At 66.3% G+C, this 20,830-nt stretch carries 18 protein-coding genes; 8 read left to right on the top strand and 10 right to left on the bottom strand.

The genetic code is table 11. The annotated features are described in order from the left end of the window. Positions 1-25 precede the first annotated feature (25 nt). Genes ACZY08_RS11545 through ACZY08_RS11530 form a run of 4 tightly spaced genes read right to left on the bottom strand, consistent with a single transcriptional unit; the run spans position 26 to position 3,474 of the window. Positions 26-1,078 carry an ABC transporter substrate-binding protein gene (locus ACZY08_RS11545; protein WP_463744723.1) on the bottom strand — a complete coding sequence of 351 codons (1,053 nt, stop codon included), beginning with the start codon at positions 1,076-1,078 and terminating at the stop codon, positions 26-28. 34 nt (positions 1,079-1,112) lie between these two features. Continuing rightward, positions 1,113-1,913, bottom strand: coding sequence for an ABC transporter permease (locus tag ACZY08_RS11540; protein WP_463744724.1), 801 nt, complete (start codon positions 1,911-1,913; stop codon positions 1,113-1,115). Next, positions 1,910-2,668 carry an ABC transporter permease gene (locus ACZY08_RS11535; protein ID WP_463744725.1) on the bottom strand — a complete coding sequence of 253 codons (759 nt, stop codon included), beginning with the start codon at positions 2,666-2,668 and terminating at the stop codon, positions 1,910-1,912. The genes ACZY08_RS11540 and ACZY08_RS11535 overlap by 4 nt, the downstream gene beginning before the upstream one ends. Next, a complete protein-coding gene (locus ACZY08_RS11530) occupies positions 2,665-3,474 on the bottom strand; it encodes an ABC transporter ATP-binding protein (protein ID WP_463744726.1) in 810 nt (269 codons plus the stop codon). Before ACZY08_RS11530 ends, ACZY08_RS11535 begins: the two co-directional genes overlap by 4 nt. 144 nt (positions 3,475-3,618) lie before the next feature. Here ACZY08_RS11530 and ACZY08_RS11525 point away from each other — a divergent pair, with 144 nt between their 5' ends. After that, on the top strand, positions 3,619-4,422 hold the full coding sequence (locus tag ACZY08_RS11525; RefSeq protein WP_463744727.1) for an SDR family oxidoreductase: 804 nt from the start codon (positions 3,619-3,621) through the stop codon (positions 4,420-4,422). Here ACZY08_RS11525 and ACZY08_RS11520 read toward each other — a convergent pair. Together ACZY08_RS11520 and ACZY08_RS11515 are read right to left on the bottom strand one after the other, a co-directional pair. Continuing rightward, positions 4,402-5,850 (bottom strand): lipase maturation factor family protein, encoded by a 1,449-nt coding sequence (locus tag ACZY08_RS11520; RefSeq protein WP_463745278.1) that lies wholly within the window; start codon positions 5,848-5,850, stop codon positions 4,402-4,404. The genes ACZY08_RS11525 and ACZY08_RS11520 overlap by 21 nt on opposite strands. 79 nt (positions 5,851-5,929) lie before the next feature. Continuing rightward, positions 5,930-7,321, bottom strand: a complete 1,392-nt coding sequence (locus ACZY08_RS11515; RefSeq protein WP_463744728.1) for a cytochrome P450 — start codon at positions 7,319-7,321, stop codon at positions 5,930-5,932. A gap of 64 nt (positions 7,322-7,385) precedes the next feature. On the opposite strand from ACZY08_RS11515, the gene ACZY08_RS11510 reads away from it, so the two are divergent. From ACZY08_RS11510 to ACZY08_RS11490, 5 genes are all read left to right on the top strand, one after another. Continuing rightward, positions 7,386-8,036 carry a TetR/AcrR family transcriptional regulator gene (locus ACZY08_RS11510; protein ID WP_463744729.1) on the top strand — a complete coding sequence of 217 codons (651 nt, stop codon included), beginning with the start codon at positions 7,386-7,388 and terminating at the stop codon, positions 8,034-8,036. Further along, positions 8,037-12,569, top strand: coding sequence for an ATP-dependent helicase (locus ACZY08_RS11505; RefSeq protein WP_463744730.1), 4,533 nt, complete (start codon positions 8,037-8,039; stop codon positions 12,567-12,569). Positions 12,570-12,606: 37 nt separating this feature from the next. Then, on the top strand, positions 12,607-13,377 hold the full coding sequence (gene nei2, locus ACZY08_RS11500) for an endonuclease VIII Nei2 (protein WP_463744731.1): 771 nt from the start codon (positions 12,607-12,609) through the stop codon (positions 13,375-13,377). 128 nt (positions 13,378-13,505) lie between these two features. After that, positions 13,506-15,017, top strand: a complete 1,512-nt coding sequence (locus ACZY08_RS11495; protein WP_463744732.1) for an HNH endonuclease signature motif containing protein — start codon at positions 13,506-13,508, stop codon at positions 15,015-15,017. A gap of 94 nt (positions 15,018-15,111) precedes the next feature. Continuing rightward, positions 15,112-15,627 carry an N-acetyltransferase family protein gene (locus ACZY08_RS11490; RefSeq protein ID WP_463744733.1) on the top strand — a complete coding sequence of 172 codons (516 nt, stop codon included), beginning with the start codon at positions 15,112-15,114 and terminating at the stop codon, positions 15,625-15,627. Here ACZY08_RS11490 and ACZY08_RS11485 read toward each other — a convergent pair. Both ACZY08_RS11485 and ACZY08_RS11480 read right to left on the bottom strand, forming a co-directional pair. Next, positions 15,617-16,777: a fatty acid desaturase family protein gene (locus ACZY08_RS11485; protein ID WP_463744734.1), complete on the bottom strand. Its 1,161-nt coding sequence runs from the start codon at positions 16,775-16,777 to the stop codon at positions 15,617-15,619. The two genes, ACZY08_RS11490 and ACZY08_RS11485, sit on opposite strands and share 11 nt — an antisense overlap. Positions 16,778-16,800: 23 nt before the next feature. Beyond that, a complete protein-coding gene (locus tag ACZY08_RS11480) occupies positions 16,801-17,904 on the bottom strand; it encodes a ferredoxin reductase (protein WP_463744735.1) in 1,104 nt (367 codons plus the stop codon). Between the two features lie 44 nt (positions 17,905-17,948). Between ACZY08_RS11480 and ACZY08_RS11475 the strand changes: the two genes are divergently transcribed. After that, a complete protein-coding gene (locus ACZY08_RS11475) occupies positions 17,949-18,668 on the top strand; it encodes a TetR family transcriptional regulator (protein WP_463744736.1) in 720 nt (239 codons plus the stop codon). A 10-nt stretch (positions 18,669-18,678) separates the two neighbouring features. Beyond that, complete coding sequence (locus tag ACZY08_RS11470; protein WP_463744737.1) at positions 18,679-19,479, top strand: enoyl-CoA hydratase/isomerase family protein; 801 nt, start codon at positions 18,679-18,681, stop codon at positions 19,477-19,479. On the opposite strand, the gene ACZY08_RS11465 is transcribed toward ACZY08_RS11470, so the two are convergent. After that, on the bottom strand, positions 19,448-20,032 hold the full coding sequence (locus ACZY08_RS11465; RefSeq protein WP_463744738.1) for a hypothetical protein: 585 nt from the start codon (positions 20,030-20,032) through the stop codon (positions 19,448-19,450). The two genes, ACZY08_RS11470 and ACZY08_RS11465, sit on opposite strands and share 32 nt — an antisense overlap. 8 nt (positions 20,033-20,040) lie before the next feature. Next, positions 20,041-20,811 carry an SDR family NAD(P)-dependent oxidoreductase gene (locus ACZY08_RS11460; protein ID WP_463744739.1) on the bottom strand — a complete coding sequence of 257 codons (771 nt, stop codon included), beginning with the start codon at positions 20,809-20,811 and terminating at the stop codon, positions 20,041-20,043. Between the last annotated feature and the right edge of the window lie 19 nt (positions 20,812-20,830).

The following is a 20,830-nucleotide window of genomic DNA, read 5'->3' as shown; positions in this document are numbered from 1 at the left end:
GGTCATTCGATCCGTCGAGCTGCGCCTACGTCAGTGTCAGATCCGGGTTCTGTTCGTAGACTTCGTGAATGGGGCCGAGGTCGAACAGGTCGTCGACGGACAGGTTCAGCCCGCCGGCAGCAATGGCCTTGATGTTCGCGGCCGCGGTTTCGTCGGAGATCGCCACGATCTGTTGGGAAGGCTTGCCATTGCGGATCAGTTCGTTGCCGGCCAGGCAGCAGTCGTAGGTGGCCTCGGGGTTCAGATGCAGGTCTTTGCCGTACTCGTTGACCGTGAGATCCGTCGCCATCTTCGGGTTGTCGAGCACCTCGCGCCAGCCGCGAATCTCGGCGTGCAGGAACGCCTTGAGCTTGTCCCGATTCTTGTCGATGTTCTCCTGCGTAGTGATGTAGGTCTGCCCCACGAGCGGAAATCCGACGTCGGCCAGGAGCATGGTGTTGATGTCGAACCCCTTGTGCCGGAGGTCGACAACCTGGCTGTTGATGAAACCGAGGTAGCCGTCGATCTGGCCGGCGGTCATACCGATGGGGTCTCCCTGGACGGGGACCGTGTTGATTCGTGAGGAGTCCAGTTTCAGGGCGGACATGAAGTTGCGCCAGACGGGTTCGCTCGACGACGCACATCCGATTGTCTTGCCGTACAGATCCTCCGGAGTCTTGATCGGCTTGTCCGCCATCGACATGATGCAGCCCGCATATCGGTTGTAGACCGCTCCGACGATCTTCAACGGTGCGCCCTTGGCGACAGCCGATCCCACGATCGGCACCTGCGACACCCCCGCGAAGGTGCGCGACAACACATCCGATTCGATCGGTGGCGCGGTCGGCCCGCCCGAGACCAGGTCAGCGCCGCTGAAGCCGGCGTCGGTGTAGTAGCCCTTCTTGTCGGCAATGAAGCTTCCGGCGAACTGGGTGTTCTTGATCCAGGACAGCCGCTGGGAGGCCACGCCGAATCCGTCGGCAGCTCCACTTGATTCGCCTGAGACGCAGGCCGACAGCGCGGCCGGTGCGGCCAGAGCGAGGCCACCGAATGCGAGGCCTCTGGTGAGGAACTGACGCCGGCCGAGATGTTTGTTCATCAGATGTGTCCGTTCGGGTTGAGTGGTGGTGTACTCAGCGAGGAGCACTCATGCGGGCGGTGACAGCGGCCTCGATGACGCTGACGATCTGGTAGACGACGACGCAGGCGACAGTGAGTACGACCACCGATGCCCACAGCCGGGCGAACTCGAATTCGTTGGCATCGCGCAGCATCTGACCGCCCAGTCCCTCGCCGGTGGCCAGCCATTCCGCCAGCAACGCTCCGACGACGGAAGTGGTCACCGCGACGCGCGCAGCTGCGAACCAGGTGGGAATCGCATGGGGCAGGGCAACCTTCCGAAATGCCGACCAGGTCGAACCGCCGTAGGCCACGATCATCTCGACGTCGGTACGCGGTGTGCTGCGTATCCCGTGCAGCATGGTGAGCAACGCGGGTACCACGACGATGGCGGCGCCGATGACAGCCGTTCCGAGCACTCCGCGGTCGAAGATCAGCACGAGGATCGGAGCGATGGTCACCATCGGGATCGCATGCAGTGCCGTCACGGTCGGCAGGAACATGCTCTCGACCGTCCTGGAGAAGTAGAACAGCAGCGAAACCCCCGCCGCCAGAAGCAGTCCGAGGACGAATCCGTACGCGGCGTCGACAGCTGTCCTCGCGAGATTCGTCGCTATACCGGCTCGGTGAGCCGCAGCATCACCGTCGACGAACAGATAGTGCCAGACGTCGGCCGGCGACTTGGCCACATATGAGCTCACATCGGCCAGAGCGATGAACACGGTCCACACCACGAGGATTGCGAGCACCGCACCGCCCGACGTCAGCAGCGTACGTGCGGCACTGCGGGCCGTCGGTGTCTGCAGAGTTGTCATGCTCGTCCTCCTGCCATCCCGGCGGCCCACGGCGTGGCAACCTTCTCGACGGCGTTGACCAAAACGAAGGCGAGGCCTGCGATGAGACTCGACACCAGGGTGATGCCCCAGGTCCGCACCACATCGCTGGAAGACTGCGCGACCACGAGTGCGGCGCCGAGGCCACGCTCCTGCCCCATGAACTCACCGATGATCGCACCCAGAATCGCCGCCGGGACAGCGACTTTCAGCGCAGTCAGGATGCTGGGCAGCGCCGAGAGCAGTTCGACCTTGCGCAATACCAGATATCTGCCGCCGCCGTAGGCTCGCACCAGGTCCTTGCTGAGCGGATCCGCGTGGCGCAGGCCGTTGATCGTTCCCACCAGGGTGGTGAAGAAGACGGAGACGCCCGCCATGATGGCCGAGGTGACCATGCCGTCGAAACAGGCAGCCAGGATGGGGGCGATCGCGATCAGAGGGATGCACGCCGACGCAATCCCCGCCTGCAGCACCAACTTCTCCAGCGCCGGCACGGTGGTGACCAGGGCTGCGCAGCCGATCGCGGCAAGGTTGCCCCAGAAGTATCCGACGGACGCCGAAGCCAGAGTGACGGGTATGTGGATGCCGTAGAAGGCAGCGCCGTCCGACATCACCCCGGCCAGGATCTCGGTCGGCGCCACGATGCCGGGCCCGAGAATGCCCGTCATGCCGACGAGTTGCCATAGTGACAGCACGATCAGGGAGCCGGCCAGACCGGCAAGGCGGTTGTGGTTCATCGGCCCACCGGTACCCGTACCTCGGCCTCGTCAGAACGCGAGCCGAACAGGATGGAGGACAGCAGGTCGACATATTCGTGAAACTCGCTGGTGCGCATCATCTCCGGGAGTCGAGGCCGGGGCAGGTCGATCTGGACCGACTTCACCACCCGGCCCGGCCGGGCGCTCATGACCACGACCGTGTCGGACAGGAACACCGCCTCGGCAATGCCGTGCGTGACCATCAGGGTGGTCGCGGGCCGTTCGGTCCAGATCCGGAGCAGCTCGACATTGAGGCTCTGGCGGGTCATGTCGTCCAGGGCGCCGAACGGCTCGTCGAGCAGTAGCACCCGGGGCTTTACGACGAGGGCCCGCGCGATGGAGACCCGCTGACGCATACCGCCTGACAGCTGGGCGGGCCGTGCAGTCTCGAAGCCGGTCAACCCCACCAGATCGATGAGTTCCTGGACGAACTCGTCGGACACGGACTGCTTGGACACCTCGATCGGCAACCGGATGTTGGACCTGACCGACCGCCATGGCAGCAGGGCCGAATCCTGGAATGCGATGCCGAGATGGTGGTGCCTGCGCATGTCCTGTGGGGTCTCGCCGTGGACCAGGGCGGTGCCCGCGTTCTGCGCCTCAAGTCCGGCGAGGATCCGCAACACGGTGCTCTTGCCGCACCCGGACGGTCCCAGGAGCGTCACGAACTCACCTTCGTCGGACTGGATGTCGACTCCGTCGAGCGCTGTGACTACCGACCGGCCCACCTTGAACTGCTTCGTCAGTCCCCCTATGTGAATCCCGGGTGCCGTCGGCGCGATCATGTGTTCTCCTCTGGTGGGAAGCCGTTCATGTTCGGATCCAAGCTTGGATCCATAACCTAGGGACGTTTTGTTTCCGCTCGATGAACCCCGGACACGGTCGGGTTACAAGTGCACTCGCCCGTGAATTTCGGTAGGCAGGGGGCCATGGACATCGAACAGACGGTTGCGGTCATCACCGGCGCCGGATCGGGCATCGGCCGGGCACTGGCCGGATCCTTCGCGACGGCGGGCGCCCGGGTGGTGGCCGCTGACCTTGATGTGGAGTCGGCCGAACAGACCGCCGCACAGATCCGGTCCGGCGGCGGGCAAGCACTCGGTGTCCGGGCCGACGCCTGCGTCACCGCCGACATCGAGGCGCTGACCGCCACCGAGTTCGGCCCCGTCGACATCTACGTCGCCAACGCCGGAATCATCGGCGCACCGGGCCTTGGCACCGAGGAGAGCTGGGACGGCATCCTCGACGTCAATCTGCGCTCCCACATCAGGGCGGCTCAAGTGCTTGTCCCGCAATGGTCGTCGCGCGGTGGCGGGTATTTCGTGTCGGTCGCCTCGGCGGCCGGTCTGCTGTCCCAGATCGGGGCGGCCGGGTATGCAGTGAGCAAGCATGCAGCGGTCGGGTTCGCCGAATGGCTGGCCATCACATACGGCGATGACAACATCGGGGTCAGCTGCGTGTGCCCGTTGGGGGTGGCCACTCCGTTGCTCGATGCGGTACGGGCCTCGGCGGATCCGGATTCCGCGGCCGGTGCGGCGTCGATCGTGCAGTCCGGTGAGGTCATCAGTGCCGAACAGGTGGCCACCGCGACGGTCGAGGCCGTCCAGTCCGACCGGTTTCTCGTGTTGCCGCACCCTCAAGTGCTCGACATGTACCGCCACAAGGGATCCGACTACGACCGGTGGATCGCAGGGATGCGCCGTTACCAGCGGTCACTGCGCGCCGGCAGATGACCGCCCGGAGGGCAGCGTCTGCGGCGGGACGTAGACGCCCAACGAGATGCGGTGCCACCAGACGTGATCGCGGCGCAGCTCGGTCCAGGTGCTGAACTCGTACCGGTACAGTCGGGCGCGGACGTAACGGGGCGGGTCGTCGGGGAATGGATTGCCACGCAGCAGCTTCAGCGTGTCGCGGTCGTTCTCCAGCAGTCGGGTGAGCAGCCTGCGCAGCCAGCCGTGGGCGTACGCCGGCGAGATGGCGGCGAACCACATCAGCCAGTCCAGCCGCAGGTGGTAGGGCGCGAACTGCCGCGGCCATCGGCGAACATCGCCGGGCTTTCCCTTGAACTCGTATTCCCGCCACACGGTGTGCTCGTTGAGGGTCGCGTCCGACGTGCCCTCCAACACCACCTCGTCGCGGGCGCGTCCGACGGTGCCGAATGCGCCGTAGGAGTTCACCAGGTGATACCTGTTGTACGAGGCGTTCATCCGCTGCCGTCGGGAGATGAGGTTGCGCGCCGGCCAGTAGCTCAGGCAGGTCACCGCGCCGGCGAACGCGATCACCACGACGACGAACCACAGTGGGGTTTGGCCGAGTTGGTGGTGCGGTACCGGAAGCAGTGCCGCCGCGGTGGAATCCGAGAGCGCGCTGAACGCCAGCACGATGGTGATCCAGTTGAGCCAGGCGAAGTTGCCCGATGCCACCAACCACAGCTGGGTGATCATGACGACGATCGCCGCGCCACTGGCCACCGGCTGCGGGGCGAACAATGCGAACGGCACGACGAGTTGGGCGAAGTGGTTGCCCGCCACTTCGATTCGATGCAACGGCTTGGGCAGGTGGTGGAAGAACCAGCTCAGCGGGCCGGGCATGGGCTGGGTCTCGTGGTGGTAGTACAGGCAGGTCAGGTTGCGCCAGCACGGGTCACCGCGAAGCTTGATCAGGCCCGCACCGAACTCGACGCGGAAGACCAGCCAGCGGGCCAGCAGCAGCACCAGAAGTGGTGGCCCCACGTCGTCATTGCCCAGGAAGGTCACCAGGAACCCGGCTTCGAGAAGCAGCGATTCCCAGCCGAACGAGTACCACGTCTGCCCGACATTGACGATCGACAGGTACAGCACCCACACCAGCAGCCAGGTCGGCATCGCGGCCCACAACGGCACCACGTCTCCGAAGCCGGCGAGTAGGGCCGCCGAGAGCACGGCCCCGGCTACGCACACTGCGGCGAAGAAGCGGTCCGAATAGTGGAGTTGAAACACACTGGGGGCATGCCGGAACGAGTTGGCAGCCAGGAATCGGGGTATCGGCAGCAGGCCTCGTTCACCGAGGAGCCCGCGGAACTGCCGGGCCGCCACGATGAACGCGATCAAGTAGATCGCGGCGGTCCCCCGCTGCAATACCTGTCTGGCCAGCCAATATTCGTCTGCGATGAACCATTCCATGCGCGGACCTGCCGACGTTGCGGTTCTGTCCACGGAAACGGTACCCCGAATTGGGGCATTTCATACGCGGTACGGGTGGCTATCGTCGCCGCAGGCCGAGCCGGAAGCCCGACGGCATCATGGTCAGGCGCTCCTGCACCCGCAAACGGTAGTCCGGATCGGCAACCAAGTCGTAGCGGCGGATCAACACCGCCAACATCAACACCGCTTCGTGGAGCGCGAACTGTCTTCCGATGCAAGATCTTTCGCCGGTTCCGAATGGCTTGTACAGGCCACCCGGGCGGGTCCGCATCTGCTCCGGCGTGAAGCGGTCGGGGTCGAACACCTCCGGGTCGTGCCCCCAACGTGGGTCGCGGTGCAGGGTCGAGGTCAGCGCCAGGGCCCAATCACCCTTGCGCATCGGGTGGATTCCGGCGAGCACGGTGTCCTGGCGGGCAGCGCGGTAGTAGGCCGGCACGGTCGGCTGCAACCGCAGCGACTCGTCGAGAACCCGCCGGACATACCGCAGTTTGGCGATCTTCTCGAATTCTGGCCGCGCCTCGTCACCCCACACCTCGTTCACCTCGTCGCGGGCGCGAGCGAACACCTCCGGGTGTTGCGACAGAAAGTACAGTGCGAATGACAATGCACCGGAAGTAGTTTCATGTCCGGCGATCAGAAAGTTGATCAGCTGAAAGCGGATGTTGGCGGCGTCGAGATCGGACTCCAGCATGATCTGCAGCAGGTCGTCATGGCTGCCTGATGGCTGCGCCCGCCGCGCCGAGACGATGTCGTCGGCCAGCCCGTGCAGGTAGTGCGCGTCGCGGTGGAGCCGGCGCTCGTAGCGCCGGAAGACGAAGGCCGGCAGGAAGGTTTCGCGCAGTACCCCGAGGCGGTCGGCACCTAGTAGCGCCGACACCATGTGGGCGACGAACGGGTGCACAGTGTCGTTCTGGAAACACCCGAACGAGTACCCGGCCGTGCACCGCCCGATGGTCTCCAGGGTGACTCTGGTGGTGTCGGCCGAGACATCGACGGTTTCACCTCGGCCGGCCTGCTTATCCCAGTGGTCGGTCAGCTCATCGGCGACGTCGAACATCACCCCGTGGTAGCGACGCATCGCAGCCTGACTGAACGCCGGCATCAGCAGTTGATGGGCCTTGAGCCAATTCGGCTCGTCGTTGTAGGCGGTGAACAGCCCGTCGCCGGCCACGATCCGCAGGGCCTCGATGTCTGGGCCCACATGCTTGCAGAACCGGGTTTCGTCGTTGAGATCATTGACCGCGTCGGCCCCGGCCGCCACCACGTAGCGGGCACCCAGGAACCGGAATTCACAGATCGGCCCCAGCTCGGCCATGCCCATCGCATTCTGCATCGAGGAGTCGGGCTGCAGACCGAAGACGTCTCCGAGCAGGGGGACCCGCCGTGGCGGGTGGGGCAGTTTCGGATACTTGGCACCCTCGGGTGAGGTCCGCGCGCCCACGACGGTCATGACACCAAGATTCCGCCTTGTTATACATGTGTCAAGTAAGGCCCGGTCGCGTTAAGCTGCTGTCGTGGGTGCCGAGTCGAGACGCCGGCTGTCCCCCGCCGACAGACGCAATGAGTTGTTGGCCCTGGGTGCCGAGGTGTTCGGCCAGCGGCCGTACGACGAGGTCCGCATCGATGAGATCGCCGAGCGTGCCGGGGTGTCGCGGGCCCTGATGTACCACTACTTCCCCGACAAGCGGGCCTTCTTCGCCGCCGTGGTCCGGGCCGAGGGAGAGCGCTTGTTCGAGGCCACCAGCACTCCTGGAGAGCCTGGTCAGAGCTTGTTCGTCCAGTTGCGCGCCGGAGTTCTGGCCTATCTGCGCTACGACGAGGAACACCCGCACGGCGCCTGGGCGGCCTACATGGGTCTGGGCCGCACCGACCCGGTGCTGCGAGGCGTCGACGATATCGACAACGATCGCCAGGCCGACCGGATCATGGGCCGGATCAGCGACGCGATATCCGAGCCCCTGGACGCCAAGGTCGAACGCGACCTACGGGCCACCGTCTACGGCTGGCTGGCGCTGACCTTCGAGATGTGCCGGCAACGGCTCAAGGACCCGTCGATCGACGCGGATTTCGTCGCCGACAGTTGCGCCCACGCCCTGCTCGACGCCGTTGCCCGCGTGCCAGGACTACCGGCTGAACTTGTCGGTGCCGCGCGGCAGTATGACTAGATGACCACCACGCCGGCCGATCCGCTGGCCCGGTTCAGTGCGCTGACCCGGGAGTGGTTCACGGCTGCCTTCCCGGCGCCGACGGCCGCGCAGGCCCAGGCCTGGTCAGCCATCGCCGAAGGCGACAACACCCTGGTCATCGCGCCCACCGGGTCAGGCAAGACGCTCGCGGCATTCCTGTGGGCGATCGATGAGTTGGCCCAGTTGCCTCCTGACCCCCGCGCGGGCACGACGGTGCTGTACGTGTCGCCGCTCAAGGCCTTGGCCGTCGACGTCGAACGCAACCTGCGCACCCCGTTGACCGGCATCACCCGGGTGGCCGAGCGCCACGGCGTGCCGGCCCCCTCGATCAGCGTCGGCGTCCGTTCCGGGGATACCCCGCCCAGTCAGCGTCGCGCGATGCTGAGCAAGCCGCCCGACATCCTGATCACCACCCCGGAATCGCTGTTCCTGATGCTGACCTCGGCGGCCCGTGAGACGCTGGCCACCGTACGGACTGTGATCGTCGACGAGGTCCATGCCGTCGCTGCCACCAAACGTGGTGCACACCTGGCACTTTCACTCGAGCGGCTCGACCAGCTGCTCGGCAGGCCGGCCCAGCGGATCGGGTTGTCGGCGACAGTGCGGCCACCCGAAGAAGTGGCCCGGTTCCTGTCCGGACAGGCTCCGACCACGATCGTCGCCCCGCCGGCCGGCAAGACCTTCGACCTCTCGGTCCAGGTTCCGGTGCCGGACATGGCCAACCTCGACAACAACAGCATCTGGCCCGATGTCGAGGAGCGCATCGTCGACCTGATCGAGGCACACCAATCGTCGATCGTGTTCGCCAACTCCCGCCGGCTGGCCGAGCGGCTGACCTCCCGACTCAACGAGATCCACGCCGAACGGGCCGGAATTGAACTCTCGCTCGACCGTAACCCGCAGGTCGGTGGCGGTGCGCCCGCGCAACTCATGGCGAGCGGCCAAGCCAACGGCGCACCGCCGCTGCTGGCCCGGGCCCACCACGGTTCGGTCAGCAAGGAGCAACGGGCCCAAGTCGAAGACGACCTCAAGAGCGGCCGTTTGCGCGCCGTGGTGGCCACCTCAAGCCTGGAGTTGGGCATCGACATGGGTGCGGTCGATCTGGTGATCCAGGTCGAGTCGCCGCCGTCGGTGGCCAGTGGGCTGCAGCGCATAGGACGTGCCGGGCACCAGGTCGGTGAGATCTCCCAGGGCGTGCTGTTCCCCAAGCACCGCACCGACCTGATCGGCTGCGCAGTGGCAGTGCAGCGCATGCGCTCGGGTGACATCGAGACCATGCACGTCCCGGCCAATCCGCTCGACGTACTGGCCCAGCACACCGTGGCGGCGGCCGCTCTGGAACCGGTGGACGCCGACGCCTGGTTCGACGCGGTACGGCGGAGCGCGCCCTTCGCCACGCTGCCGCGCAGCGCCTTCGAAGCCACCCTGGATCTGTTGTCCGGAAAATACCCGTCCACGGAGTTCGCCGAGCTGCGGCCGCGGCTGGTGTATGACCGCGACCACGGAACCCTGACCGCCCGCCCGGGAGCTCAGCGCCTGGCGGTCACCTCCGGTGGCGCGATCCCCGACCGGGGGCTGTTCACCGTCTACCTGGCCACTGATTCCGAAAAGCCTTCGCGGGTCGGTGAACTCGACGAGGAAATGGTCTACGAATCCCGCCCCGGTGACGTCATATCCCTGGGCGCGACCAGCTGGCGGATCACCGAGATCACCCACGACCGCGTGCTGGTCATTCCTGCGCCGGGTCAACCGGCCCGGTTGCCGTTCTGGCGCGGTGACAGTGTGGGGCGGCCAGCCGAACTGGGCGCCGCGGTCGGCGCATTCACCGGAGAGTTGGCTGTGCTCGGCCGCGCGGAGTTCGATAGACGTTGCCAGGAAATGGGTTTCGCCGGGTTCGCGACCGACAATCTATACCGGCTACTGCACGATCAGCGTGAGGCCACCGGCGTCGTTCCCAGCGACAGTACGTTCGTGGTGGAACGCTTCCGGGACGAGCTCGGAGACTGGCGGGTGATCCTGCATTCGCCGTACGGCCTACGGGTTCACGGGCCGCTGGCCCTGGCGGTGGGCCGCCGGCTGCGGGAAAGGTACGGCATCGACGAGAAGCCCACCGCGTCCGACGACGGCATCATCGTGCGCCTCCCCGACAGCGGCGAAACTCCGCCCGGCGCAGACCTGTTCGTGTTCGACGCCGACGAGATCGAACCCATCGTGACCGCCGAAGTGGGCGGGTCTGCATTGTTCGCGTCCCGGTTCCGAGAATGCGCCGCGCGTGCCCTGCTGCTGCCGCGCCGACACCCCGGCAAGCGGTCCCCGTTGTGGCATCAACGGCAACGTGCCGCTCAACTGCTCGACATCGCCCGCAAGTATCCGGACTTCCCGATCGTGCTCGAAACGGTGCGCGAATGCCTGCAGGACGTCTATGACGTCCCGGCCCTGACGGACTTGATGCGCCGGGTGGCTCAACGTCGGCTGCGGTTGGTGGAGGTGGAGACCGCCACCCCCTCGCCGTTCGCGGCATCGCTGTTGTTCGGCTATGTGGGCGCGTTCATGTACGAGGGCGACAGCCCGCTGGCCGAGCGCCGCGCCGCCGCGCTGGCGCTGGACACCGTGCTGCTGTCCGAATTGCTCGGCCGGGTGGAACTCCGCGAACTGCTGGATCCGGCTGTGATCGCATCGACTTCGGCACAGCTGCAGCACCTCACCGAGGAGCGGGCCGCGCGCGACGCCGAGGCAGTGGCCGACCTGCTGCGGATGCTCGGCCCGCTCACCGAGGCCGAGATCGCCGAGCGCGCCACCGCCGACACCATCGGCGGCTGGCTGGACGGGTTGCACGCCGCCAAGCGCGCACTCCCGGTCACCTACGGCGGTCAGACCTGGTGGGCGGCGGTGGAAGACATCGGCCTGCTGCGCGACGGGGTCGGCGCGCCGGTCCCGGTCGGGGTGCCCATGGCCTTCACCGAATCCGTCGACGACCCACTCGGCGACCTGATCGGCCGCTACGCGCGCACCCACGGCCCGTTCACCACCACCGAGGTCGCTACGCGGTTCGGGCTCGGCCTGCGGGTGACCGCAGACGTGTTGGGCCGCATGGCCGTCGATGGACGGATGGTGCGCGGGGAGTTCGTCGACTCGGCCACCTCGGGGACCGCCGGCGATCAGTGGTGCGACGCCGAGGTGCTGCGCATCCTGCGTCGTCGTTCCCTGGCCGCGTTGCGCGCCCAGGTCGAGCCGGTCAGCACCGCAGCCTATGGCCGCTTCCTGCCGTCCTGGCAGCACGTCGGGTCCGGCCTCAGCTCAGGTATCGACGGGCTGGCGGCAGTGATCGAGCAGCTGGCCGGCGTCCTCCTTCCCGCGTCGGCGGTGGAATCGCTGGTCTTCGGCCAGCGGGTGCGTGATTACCAGCCGGCAATGCTCGACGAGTTGCTGGCCTCCGGTGAAGTGATGTGGTCGGGCGCCGGGCAGATCGGCAGCAGCGACGGCTGGGTGGTGTTCCACCTGGCCGACACGGCACCGCTGACGCTGCCCACCCCTGCCGAGATCGAATTCACCGACACACACCGGGCCATCATGGAGACGTTGGGTCACGGCGGCGGCTATTTCTTCCGTCAACTCACCGATCAGGCGTCCGAATCCGAGTTGAAAACCGCGCTGTGGGAACTGATCTGGGCCGGCTGGACCACCGGGGACACGTTCGCCCCGATACGGGCGATGCTGTCCGGCCCCCGACGGTCGGGAGCACCGGCACACCGGCAACGTCAACGCCCGCCGAGACTCAGCCGCTACAGCGTCGCGCGCCCGCACAGCCGCGCAGCCGATCCGATGGTGTCCGGCCGGTGGTCGGCATTGCCCGGCGCTGAACCGGATTCGACCGTGCGGGCGCATTTCCAAGCGGAGCTGCTGCTCAACCGGCACGGGGTGCTGACCAAGGGGGCGGCGTCGGCCGAAGGCGTGCCGGGCGGGTTCGCCACGTTGTACAAGGTACTGAGCGCCTTCGAGGACGCCGGCCGCTGTCAGCGGGGCTACTTCGTCGAGTCACTGGGCGGGGCACAGTTCGCGGCAGCCTCGACCGTCGACCGGCTGCGGTCCTATCTCGACGGCGTCGATCCGCAGCGTCCCGAGTATCACGCCGTGATGCTCGCCGCGACCGACCCGGCCAACCCTTACGGGGCCGCTCTGGCCTGGCCTGAACGGACTGGCGACACCGACATGCACCGACCGGGCCGCAAGGCCGGCGCCCTCGTGGCGCTCGTCGACGGAAAGTTGGTGTGGTTCCTGGAACGTGGCGGCAAAACCCTACTCAGCTTCACATCCGATACCGAGACGCAGCGGGCTGCCGCGGCCGCACTGGCCGAACTCGTGAGCAGCGGGCGGATCCCGTCGCTGTTGGTCGAGCGGATCAACGGAGTCGCCGTACTCGACCCCGGGGTCGACGAAGACCGCGCAAGCGTGCAGGAGGCGTTGACCGGGGCCGGGTTTTCCCGCACCCCGCGGGGCCTGCGATTGCGCTGACGCGGGTACCGCATTTCCCACCCTGGTTGAATAGGGCATGCCCGAAGGCGACACCGTCTTCCACACCGCCACAGCGTTGCGTGACGCACTGGCGGGCAAGACGTTGACCCGCTGCGACCTCAGGGTCCCCCGCTACGCCACGGTCGATCTGACCGGGCACGTGGTCGATGAGGTGCTCAGCCGCGGCAAGCATTTGTTCATCCGGGTTGGTCCGGCCAGCATCCACTCTCATCTCAAGATGGAGGGCAGTTGGCGTATCGGCTGGTCCAAAGGAGCGGCGCACCGCATCCGGATCGTGCTGGAGACCGCCGACAGTAGGGCCACCGGGATCGATCTCGGCGTGCTCGAAGTGCTCGATCGCGACACCGACATGGCAGCGGTGGCGCACCTCGGACCGGACCTGCTCGGTCCCGACTGGGAGCCTCGCACCGCCGCGGCCAATCTGATCGCTGAGCCTGAGCGCGCCCTGGCGGCTGCCTTGCTCGATCAGCGGGTGATGGCCGGTGTCGGCAATGTGTACTGCAACGAGCTGTGTTTCGTCTTCGGGCGTCTACCCACCTCGCCGGTGAGCTCGCTGAACGATCCCCTACGTGTCGTGCAACGCGCCCGGGACATGCTGTGGCTCAACCGGTCCCGTTGGAATCGCACCACCACCGGGGATACCCGGGCTGGACGCCAGCTGTGGGTGTACGGCCGCGCCGGTGAACCATGCCGACGATGCGGGACCTTGATCGAGACGGACTCCGGCGGCGAGCGGGTGACCTACTGGTGCCCGACCTGTCAGACGCAATCCTCAGCCGAACCCTGATGACCGAGCCGATGTCAGGCGTGATGCCTCAGGACATCGGTGACAGTTTGGGTGGTTTCTTGTGCCGCCGGCATGTGGGTAGACATCGACCCTTCCGCGTGTCAGCCCTCCGTGGCATAATCGAACATGTGTTCGATACCGATTCTGCTGCTGACCTGATCGACCGGGTCAGTGTCGGGGCGCGGGCCGAATCGGCGGCGATCGCGGGCCGCCTGGCGGCGATCGGGGAACTCGACACCCGCCGCGCACACGAACTGGCCGAATCGATCTTTTGGACCACCGACCCCTTCGCCGAAGTGTCTGCTGAAATCTCGGCTGTCCTGCGGATCAGCCGGCACCGGGCCGGCACCCAGATCCACCACGCCCGCGTGTTGCGCGACAAACTGCCCCTGGTCGCAGCGCGCTTCGCTGCCGGGGACATCGACTATCGGGTGGTGCGGATGATCATCGCCCGCACCGGCATCGTCGATCCCTCGGTGTGGTCAGGGCTGGATGAGGAACTGGCCACCCGCGCGCACCGGTGGATGCGCCTGTCCGAAAACCAACTCCGCGACCGGATCGATCAGTGGATCGCCAAACTCGACCCCAACGGGGTGCGGGTGCCACCCAATGTGGCCGAGGAGCGGTTTGTTCAGGTCGAGGTGGGCAGCCCGGGCAAGGCCACGGTGTGGGCCAATGTGGATGTCACCGACGGGGCCGCGCTGGATCAGCGGCTGGATGCTTTGGCTGACACGGTGTGTGAGCATGATCCGCGCACCCATGCCCAGCGCCGGGCTGATGCGATCGGTCCGCTGGCCCGCCTGCAGTCCCAGCTGCAATGCCTGTGCGGGTTACCCGACTGCCCGGCCGGCCAGCAGCGGGCCGCCGCTACCGCCGCGGTGGTCCATGTGTTGGCCACCGAGTCGACCCTGGACGGCACCTCTGATGATCCGGGGTATCTGCCCGGCTATGGGATCCTGCCCGCCGAGACGGTGCGTGACCTGGCCGCCAACGCCAAACACAAACCGGTCGTGGTGCCCGCCACTGACACCGGCACACACACCGGCACCGACACACACACCGAGAACACTGCGCAGACGGCCCACACCGAGAACGCTGACGCCGGCGCGGGCGAGCCGCAGTACCGGCCGTCAGCAGCATTGTCGGAGTTCATCCGGTTCCGCGATCTCACCTGCCGCTTCCCCGGCTGTGATGCGCCGGCGGTGGTTTCCGATATCGACCACACGGTGCCCTATCCGCTGGGCCCGACACACCCGTCAAACACCAAATTATATTGCCGCGCACACCATTTGGTCAAAACGTTCTGCCCCGGCTGGACCGACCGCCAATTTCCTGACGGCACCATCGAATTCAGCTCACCCACCGGACACACGTATCTCACCGAACCCCACGGCGCCGCGATGTTCCCCACCCTGGCCCAACCCACCGGGAACCTGGACCTCCCCGAGCCCGAGCCGCAAGCGCCAGAGACGAACCGGTGCGCGAAGATGCCGACCCGCCGCCAAACCCGCGAACAAGACCGCCAAGACCGCATCGCCGAAGAACGACGGCTCCGCGCCGAACTCAACGGCGACCTCGCATTCGAACGCGACTTCCAAGCCTGGATCGCCGAAGAATACGGACCGCCACCACCATTCTGAGTTTGACGCTGCAACGCCACGCTGACAGCACGGGCTGGTGACGACATCGCCGATGCCCAGAGCGTGCCAGAACCCCGCCCCTTAGGGTGACACCATGACCAACGTCGTCGTCCGCGTCACCTCATCGGGTGACCTCGACGCGATCAGCGCCATTTATGCCCATCACGTCGAGACCGGCGTGGCCACCTTCGAGCTGACTCCGCCGGCACACGAGGAATGGGACCGCCGACTGGCGACGGTCCGCGAACGTGAATTGCCCTTCCTCACCGCGATACTCGAGGGGCAGATCGTCGGCTACGCCTACTGCTCACCGTGGAAGCTGCGGCCGGCCTATCGGCACACCGTGGAGAACTCGATCTACCTCGCACCACACACCGCCGGCCGCGGAATCGGAACTCTACTGCTGCAAGGACTTCTGGAAGGCTGCGCCGCAGCGGGTATCCGTGAGGTCATCGCCGTGGTGGTCGACACCGACGAGGCGGCGGCATCCCTTGCCCTGCACCGCAAGCACGGATTCGTCGAGGCCGGACGACTGCGTGCAGTCGGCTACAAGCACGGACGGTGGCTGGACACGGTGCTGCTGCAGTGCAGCCTGTCGGTCAGCAGTTGACGAGCTCCGGTTCACAGATCGGCTGCGAGTCCGCTTCCGGTGCAGACTCTTTGACCTCAGCCACCTCGACGGCCGGCTCAGGATCCTTGGGCTTGCCGCCCCAGGGGAATGCCAGCCGCACGATCTTGCGCACCACCGAAGCGAACTGCTTGTGGATCGGGCCCGAGTTGTACGGCAGGCCGTAACGCTGGCAGATCTCCTTCACCTCACCGGAGATCTCGGAGTAGCGATGTGCCGGAATGTCGGGGAACAGGTGGTGTTCGATCTGGAAGGACAGGTTGCCGCTGAAGATGTGGAACCACTTGCCGCCACTCAGGTTCGCCGAGCCGAGCAGCTGGCGGAAGTACCACTGCCCTCGGGACTCGTTCTCGGTCTCCTCGATGGTGAACTCATGGGTGCCCTCCGGGAAATGACCACAGAAGATGATGGTGTAGGACCACACGTTGCGCATCAGGTTGGCGGTCATGTTGCCCGCGAACACGAATGGCGCGAACGGGCCGGCCAGCAGCGGGAAGGCCACGTAGTCCTTCACGGTCTGCTTGCGCACCTTGGCCCACATCTCGCGCAGCATGTCCTTCTTGTCCCGCAGCTTGATCTCGCCGGTGCGGATGCGCTCGGTCTCGAGCTCGTGCAGCGCCACGCCGTACTGGAAGAACACCATCAGCAGGAATGCGTACAACGGATTGCCCAGGTAGTACGGGCTCCACTTCTGGTCCTCGCTCATGCGCAGGACGCCGTAACCGATGTCGCGGTCCATATCGACGATGTTGGTGTACGTGTGATGCATGTAGTTGTGCGAATGCCGCCACTGATTGGACGGGCACGCCGAATCCCATTCGAAGTTCTGGCCGCGCAACGCCGGATCGCCCATCCAGTCGTACTGGCCGTGCATGACGTTGTGGCCGATCTCCATGTTGTCGAGGATCTTCGACAGCCCGAGCATCACGGTTCCGACCGGCCAGGCCGGCGGCAGGAACAGCAAGGCACGGCCGCCGATCTCAAGCTTGCGCTGCAGCTTGATGATGTCGCGGATGTACGTGGCGTCGCGCTCACCGAGATCGTCGATGGCACGTTCACGGATGACGTCGAGTTCGCGGCCGAACTCCTCGAACTGGTCGGGGGTCAGGGTGTACTTCTTCAGCTCGGGCATGACAGTGCCTTTCAGAGTGAGAGTCAGAGGTCGATGTCGACGTCACCGACGGGGGCGGTGACGCAGATCTGGATGTTTTCGCTGTCGGCGCTGGATACCGCGCCGGTGATCAGGTTGCGCACTGCTCCGCGGCTCTTGGGCCGCGTGCAGCTGTGGCAGATACCCATGCGGCATCCGCTTTCGGGAGTCAGCCCCGCCGCTTCGGCCTGCGCCAGCAGGGTTTGACCGTCGTCGGTCACCGTGACGGAACTGCCGGTGAATGTGACTGTCCCACCGGCGGATTCGCCGGAGATGCTGAACACGGGCGGAACGAAACTTTCCGAGCGCGCATCGGGGCAGTGCATGCGGACGGCGTCGACGAGCGCCGGCGGACCGCAGACGAACACCGCATCGGGCTCGCCATCGGGAAAGGCGGCGGCCAGGTGCGCCGGGCCGAAATACCCGTCGAGATCACCAATGATCCCGGCACCGTCGCCACCGCGGGTGTATCCGTGCAGCACCCGCACACCGGCTCGGCCCATCGCCGCGAGCTCCGAGCGGTAGCAGGCCTCCTCAGCGCCGCGCGCGTAGTGCACGAACGCAATCTCCCCGGTGAACGCCTGTGCGCGGAGGGTCCGCAGCATGGACATCACCGGAGTGATTCCGCTGCCGCCCGAGACGAACAGGATGCGCTTCGGCAATACCGCCGGGAGAACGAAATCTCCGCCGACGGAATCGAGCCCCAGCACCATTCCCGGGTACGCGTGGTCGCAGAGGTAGGTCGAGACCAGGCCGCCGTCGTGGCGGCCGATGGTCAGCTCCAGGCGAGCTGCACCTTCGGCGCTGGCCGGCGAGTAACACCGGGTGCGGCGTCGGCCGTTGATCTCGACGGAGAGGTTGATGTGCTGGCCCGCCCGAAAGCCGGAGAAGGCGGCGTTGGGTTCGAGGGTCAGCGTGACGCTGCGCGGCGTCTGCCGCCGCACTGCGATCACCTTGGCGCGGGCGTCGCCGCGGGTCCAGGTCGGTTCGACCAGCTCGGTGTAGCGGTCAACTCCGTGGGGACCGGTAAGCAGGTTCGCGAGCGCACTCATTCGGGGGCCGGCCAGCAGTCGCCGGCCAACGCCTTCAGTCAATGTTTGAGTGAACATGTGTACACAGTGCGCGTGCACACCTGACTCTGTCAACGATAAAAATGCAGGAAGTGGTAGGGTTCACATCAGTGAACAGACGTACGCCCAATTCACGAACACCCACGTCACGAACACGACGGCCGGACTCGGCGTCGCGCTCGCGCGAGACGCTGTCCAGGGAAGAACGCAAAGAGGCCACCCGGCGCGCGATCATCACGGCCGCGCTCACCCTGCTGGAAGACCGCAGCTTCAGCGGACTGTCCCTGCGGGAGGTCACCCGGGAGGCGGGCATCGTGCCCGCCGCGTTCTACCGGCACTTCGACTCGATGGATGCGCTCGGCCTCGTCCTCATCGACGAGTCGTTCCGGTCCCTGCGCGACATGCTGCGTGGCGCCCGCGCCGGCAAGCTCGACCCCCACCACGTCATCGAATCCTCTGCCGAGATCCTGACCGGGAGTGTCAACGAGCGCCGCGAACACTGGCGGTTCATCTCGCGCGAACGCTCCAGCGGCGTCTCGGTACTGCGCTACGCGATCCGCACCGAGATCCGGTTGATCACCTCGGAACTCGCGATCGACCTGGCCCGTTTCCCGGGCCTCAAGGACTGGAGTAGTGAGGATCTCAACATCCTTGCCAACCTGTTCGTCAATGCGATGATCTCGACGGCCGAGGCTCTCGAAGACGCGACGGACGCACAGTCCATCGAGGCCATCCACCGCACCGCGGTCAAACAACTGCGAATGATCGCCGTTGGCGTCAACGGGTGGCACAGCACCGGCTAGGGTCCGGCTCATGTCTCTCGACCTCGCCTACCCGCGTCCCGACATCGCCGTCATCACGCTCAATCGGCCCGACAAGCTCAACGCGTTGTCGTACGAATTGGTCGAGGCCCTGCACGCCACGCTCGACACGATCGCAGGCAACAACGAGTGCCGCGTCGTCGTGCTCACCGGCGCGGGCCGCGGCTTCTGCGCGGGCCTGGATCTGAGCAATCCCAATCCGCCCGAGGCGGGTGGGGGCACCGAGTTTCCCCGCTCGGGCATGCGCTGGCAGGAACGCATCGCGAACCTCACGGTCAAGCTGCACCGGCTGCGCCAACCCGTCATCGCCGCCGTCAACGGCGCGGCCTACGGTGGCGGCTTCGCCCTGGCCGCAGCCAGCGACATCCGCATCGCCGGCCCGGCCGCGAAGTTCTGCACGCAGTTCATCAAGCTGGGCATCGGCGGCTGCGACATCGGCGTCAGCTACACCCTGCCCAGGATCATCGGCGCGGGCCCGGCGTTCGACCTGATCCTCACCGCGCGGGCGGTCGAGGCGGCCGAGGCGCTGCGGCTCGGTCTGGTCACCCGCGTCGTCGACGACACCGCGGATCTGCTCGGTGCAGCTCTTGAGATTGCCGAAACCCTCTGCAGCTATGGCAAATTCGGCCTGGAGTCCACCAAACAGGTGCTCTGGGCCAACCTCGACGCCGGCTGTCTGGAGACCGCGCTGCACGTCGAGAACCGCAGTCAGATCCTGTCCGTCGGCACCGGAAACCTGAGCGGGTCCATCCCGGCTCAGTTCACAACTCCAACAGCCAAAAAACCGCGCTGATCACCAGTGGGAGCATCGCGAAGGCAATCGCGACTCCGCCCCCTATCCGGGTCCGGCGGGGCGAGGTGACAGCGAGCAGAATCACAGCAACGACGACGGTGGTAGCGAGCAACGTCCAGATCGACGCCCTGAGCATGACTAGGGCCACGAGGCCGATCAGCACAGCCGGGCCGAGCACCCAGGGATACTGCCGTCGCGGGATCCCCAGTGGCATCGGCCGAGCTGCCTCGGCGTCCGGCAGTTCGAGATCCGGGCGATAGTGCGCTAACCAACGTCCGATGGTCCCGGTGGTCCACTGCTGGTCAAATTCGGCCGGATAGATGGGAAGCTCTGCTCCCCCTATGGACCATTCCTTGCGCGTCGACCACCGCGGCAGCATCGGGACGGGCCGCAGCCAGAGAACTCGCTGCCAAGCGACCTCGGCGATGACCTTGTCGTTGCGCACCAACGTGATCCCGGCGGGCGACAGCGTCAGCGTCTGGTGCGCGCGAGAACGCCGCACCCGCATGCTGTCCGTCCCGGCGAGCTCGACGGGACGGGTGAAGTCGTCCATCAGCATCGTCATCGCGCTGTGCCGCCACCGTCGACGATGATCACCTGCCCGGTCATGTAGCTGCCGGCGTCCGAACACATGAGCAGGGCCGCGCCGACCATCTCGTCGGGCGTGGCCAGCCGCTTCATCAAGGTCCCGCCCTTCATCAGATCGATGGCCTCCTGCGGGTTGTTGCGCATCATGTCGGTATCGACGGGCCCCGGCGCCAGTGCGTTCACCCTGATGCCCAGCGGCGCGAACTCGGCCGCCATCGACCGGGTCACCGACATCAGCGCGGCCTTGCCCGAGGCATAGATCGACAGAGCGGGGGCGAAGTTGAACGCGCCGACCGACACCATGTTCAGCACCGCCGCCTTCGCGCTGGCCTTCAGATGCGGCAAGGCGTGCTGCACCAGGAACACCGGTCCGCGCAGGTTCACCTCATAGGACTTGGCCCAGGCTTCCGGCGTCATCTGCCCCAGCGGTTGGGCCAGTGCGTTGGCGGCGTTGTTGACCACCACGTCGATCCCGCCGAACTCGGCGACCGTGCGCTCCACCAGCGCACCCAAGTCGTCGACGTTCCCGCTGTGCGCGGGAACTCCGATCGCCTGTCCCCCGAGCCCGCGCAGATGCTCGGCCGCCCGGTCGCAGGCCTCGGGCTTACGGCTGGCGACCACCACCCGCGCGCCGGCCAGCGTAAAGCCCTCGGCGAGAGCCAACCCGATGCCGCGGGTGCCACCCGTGACGATCACGGTGCGGTCGGTCATGTCGAACAGATGGTCAAAGGTCTCACGGTTCACCCCGTCAGTAGACCATCAC

Source organism: Mycobacterium sp. IDUB_9 (assembly GCF_055419505.1).
Note: the sequence above shows the minus strand (reverse complement) of the source record. Positions and strands in the feature narration are given on the sequence as shown.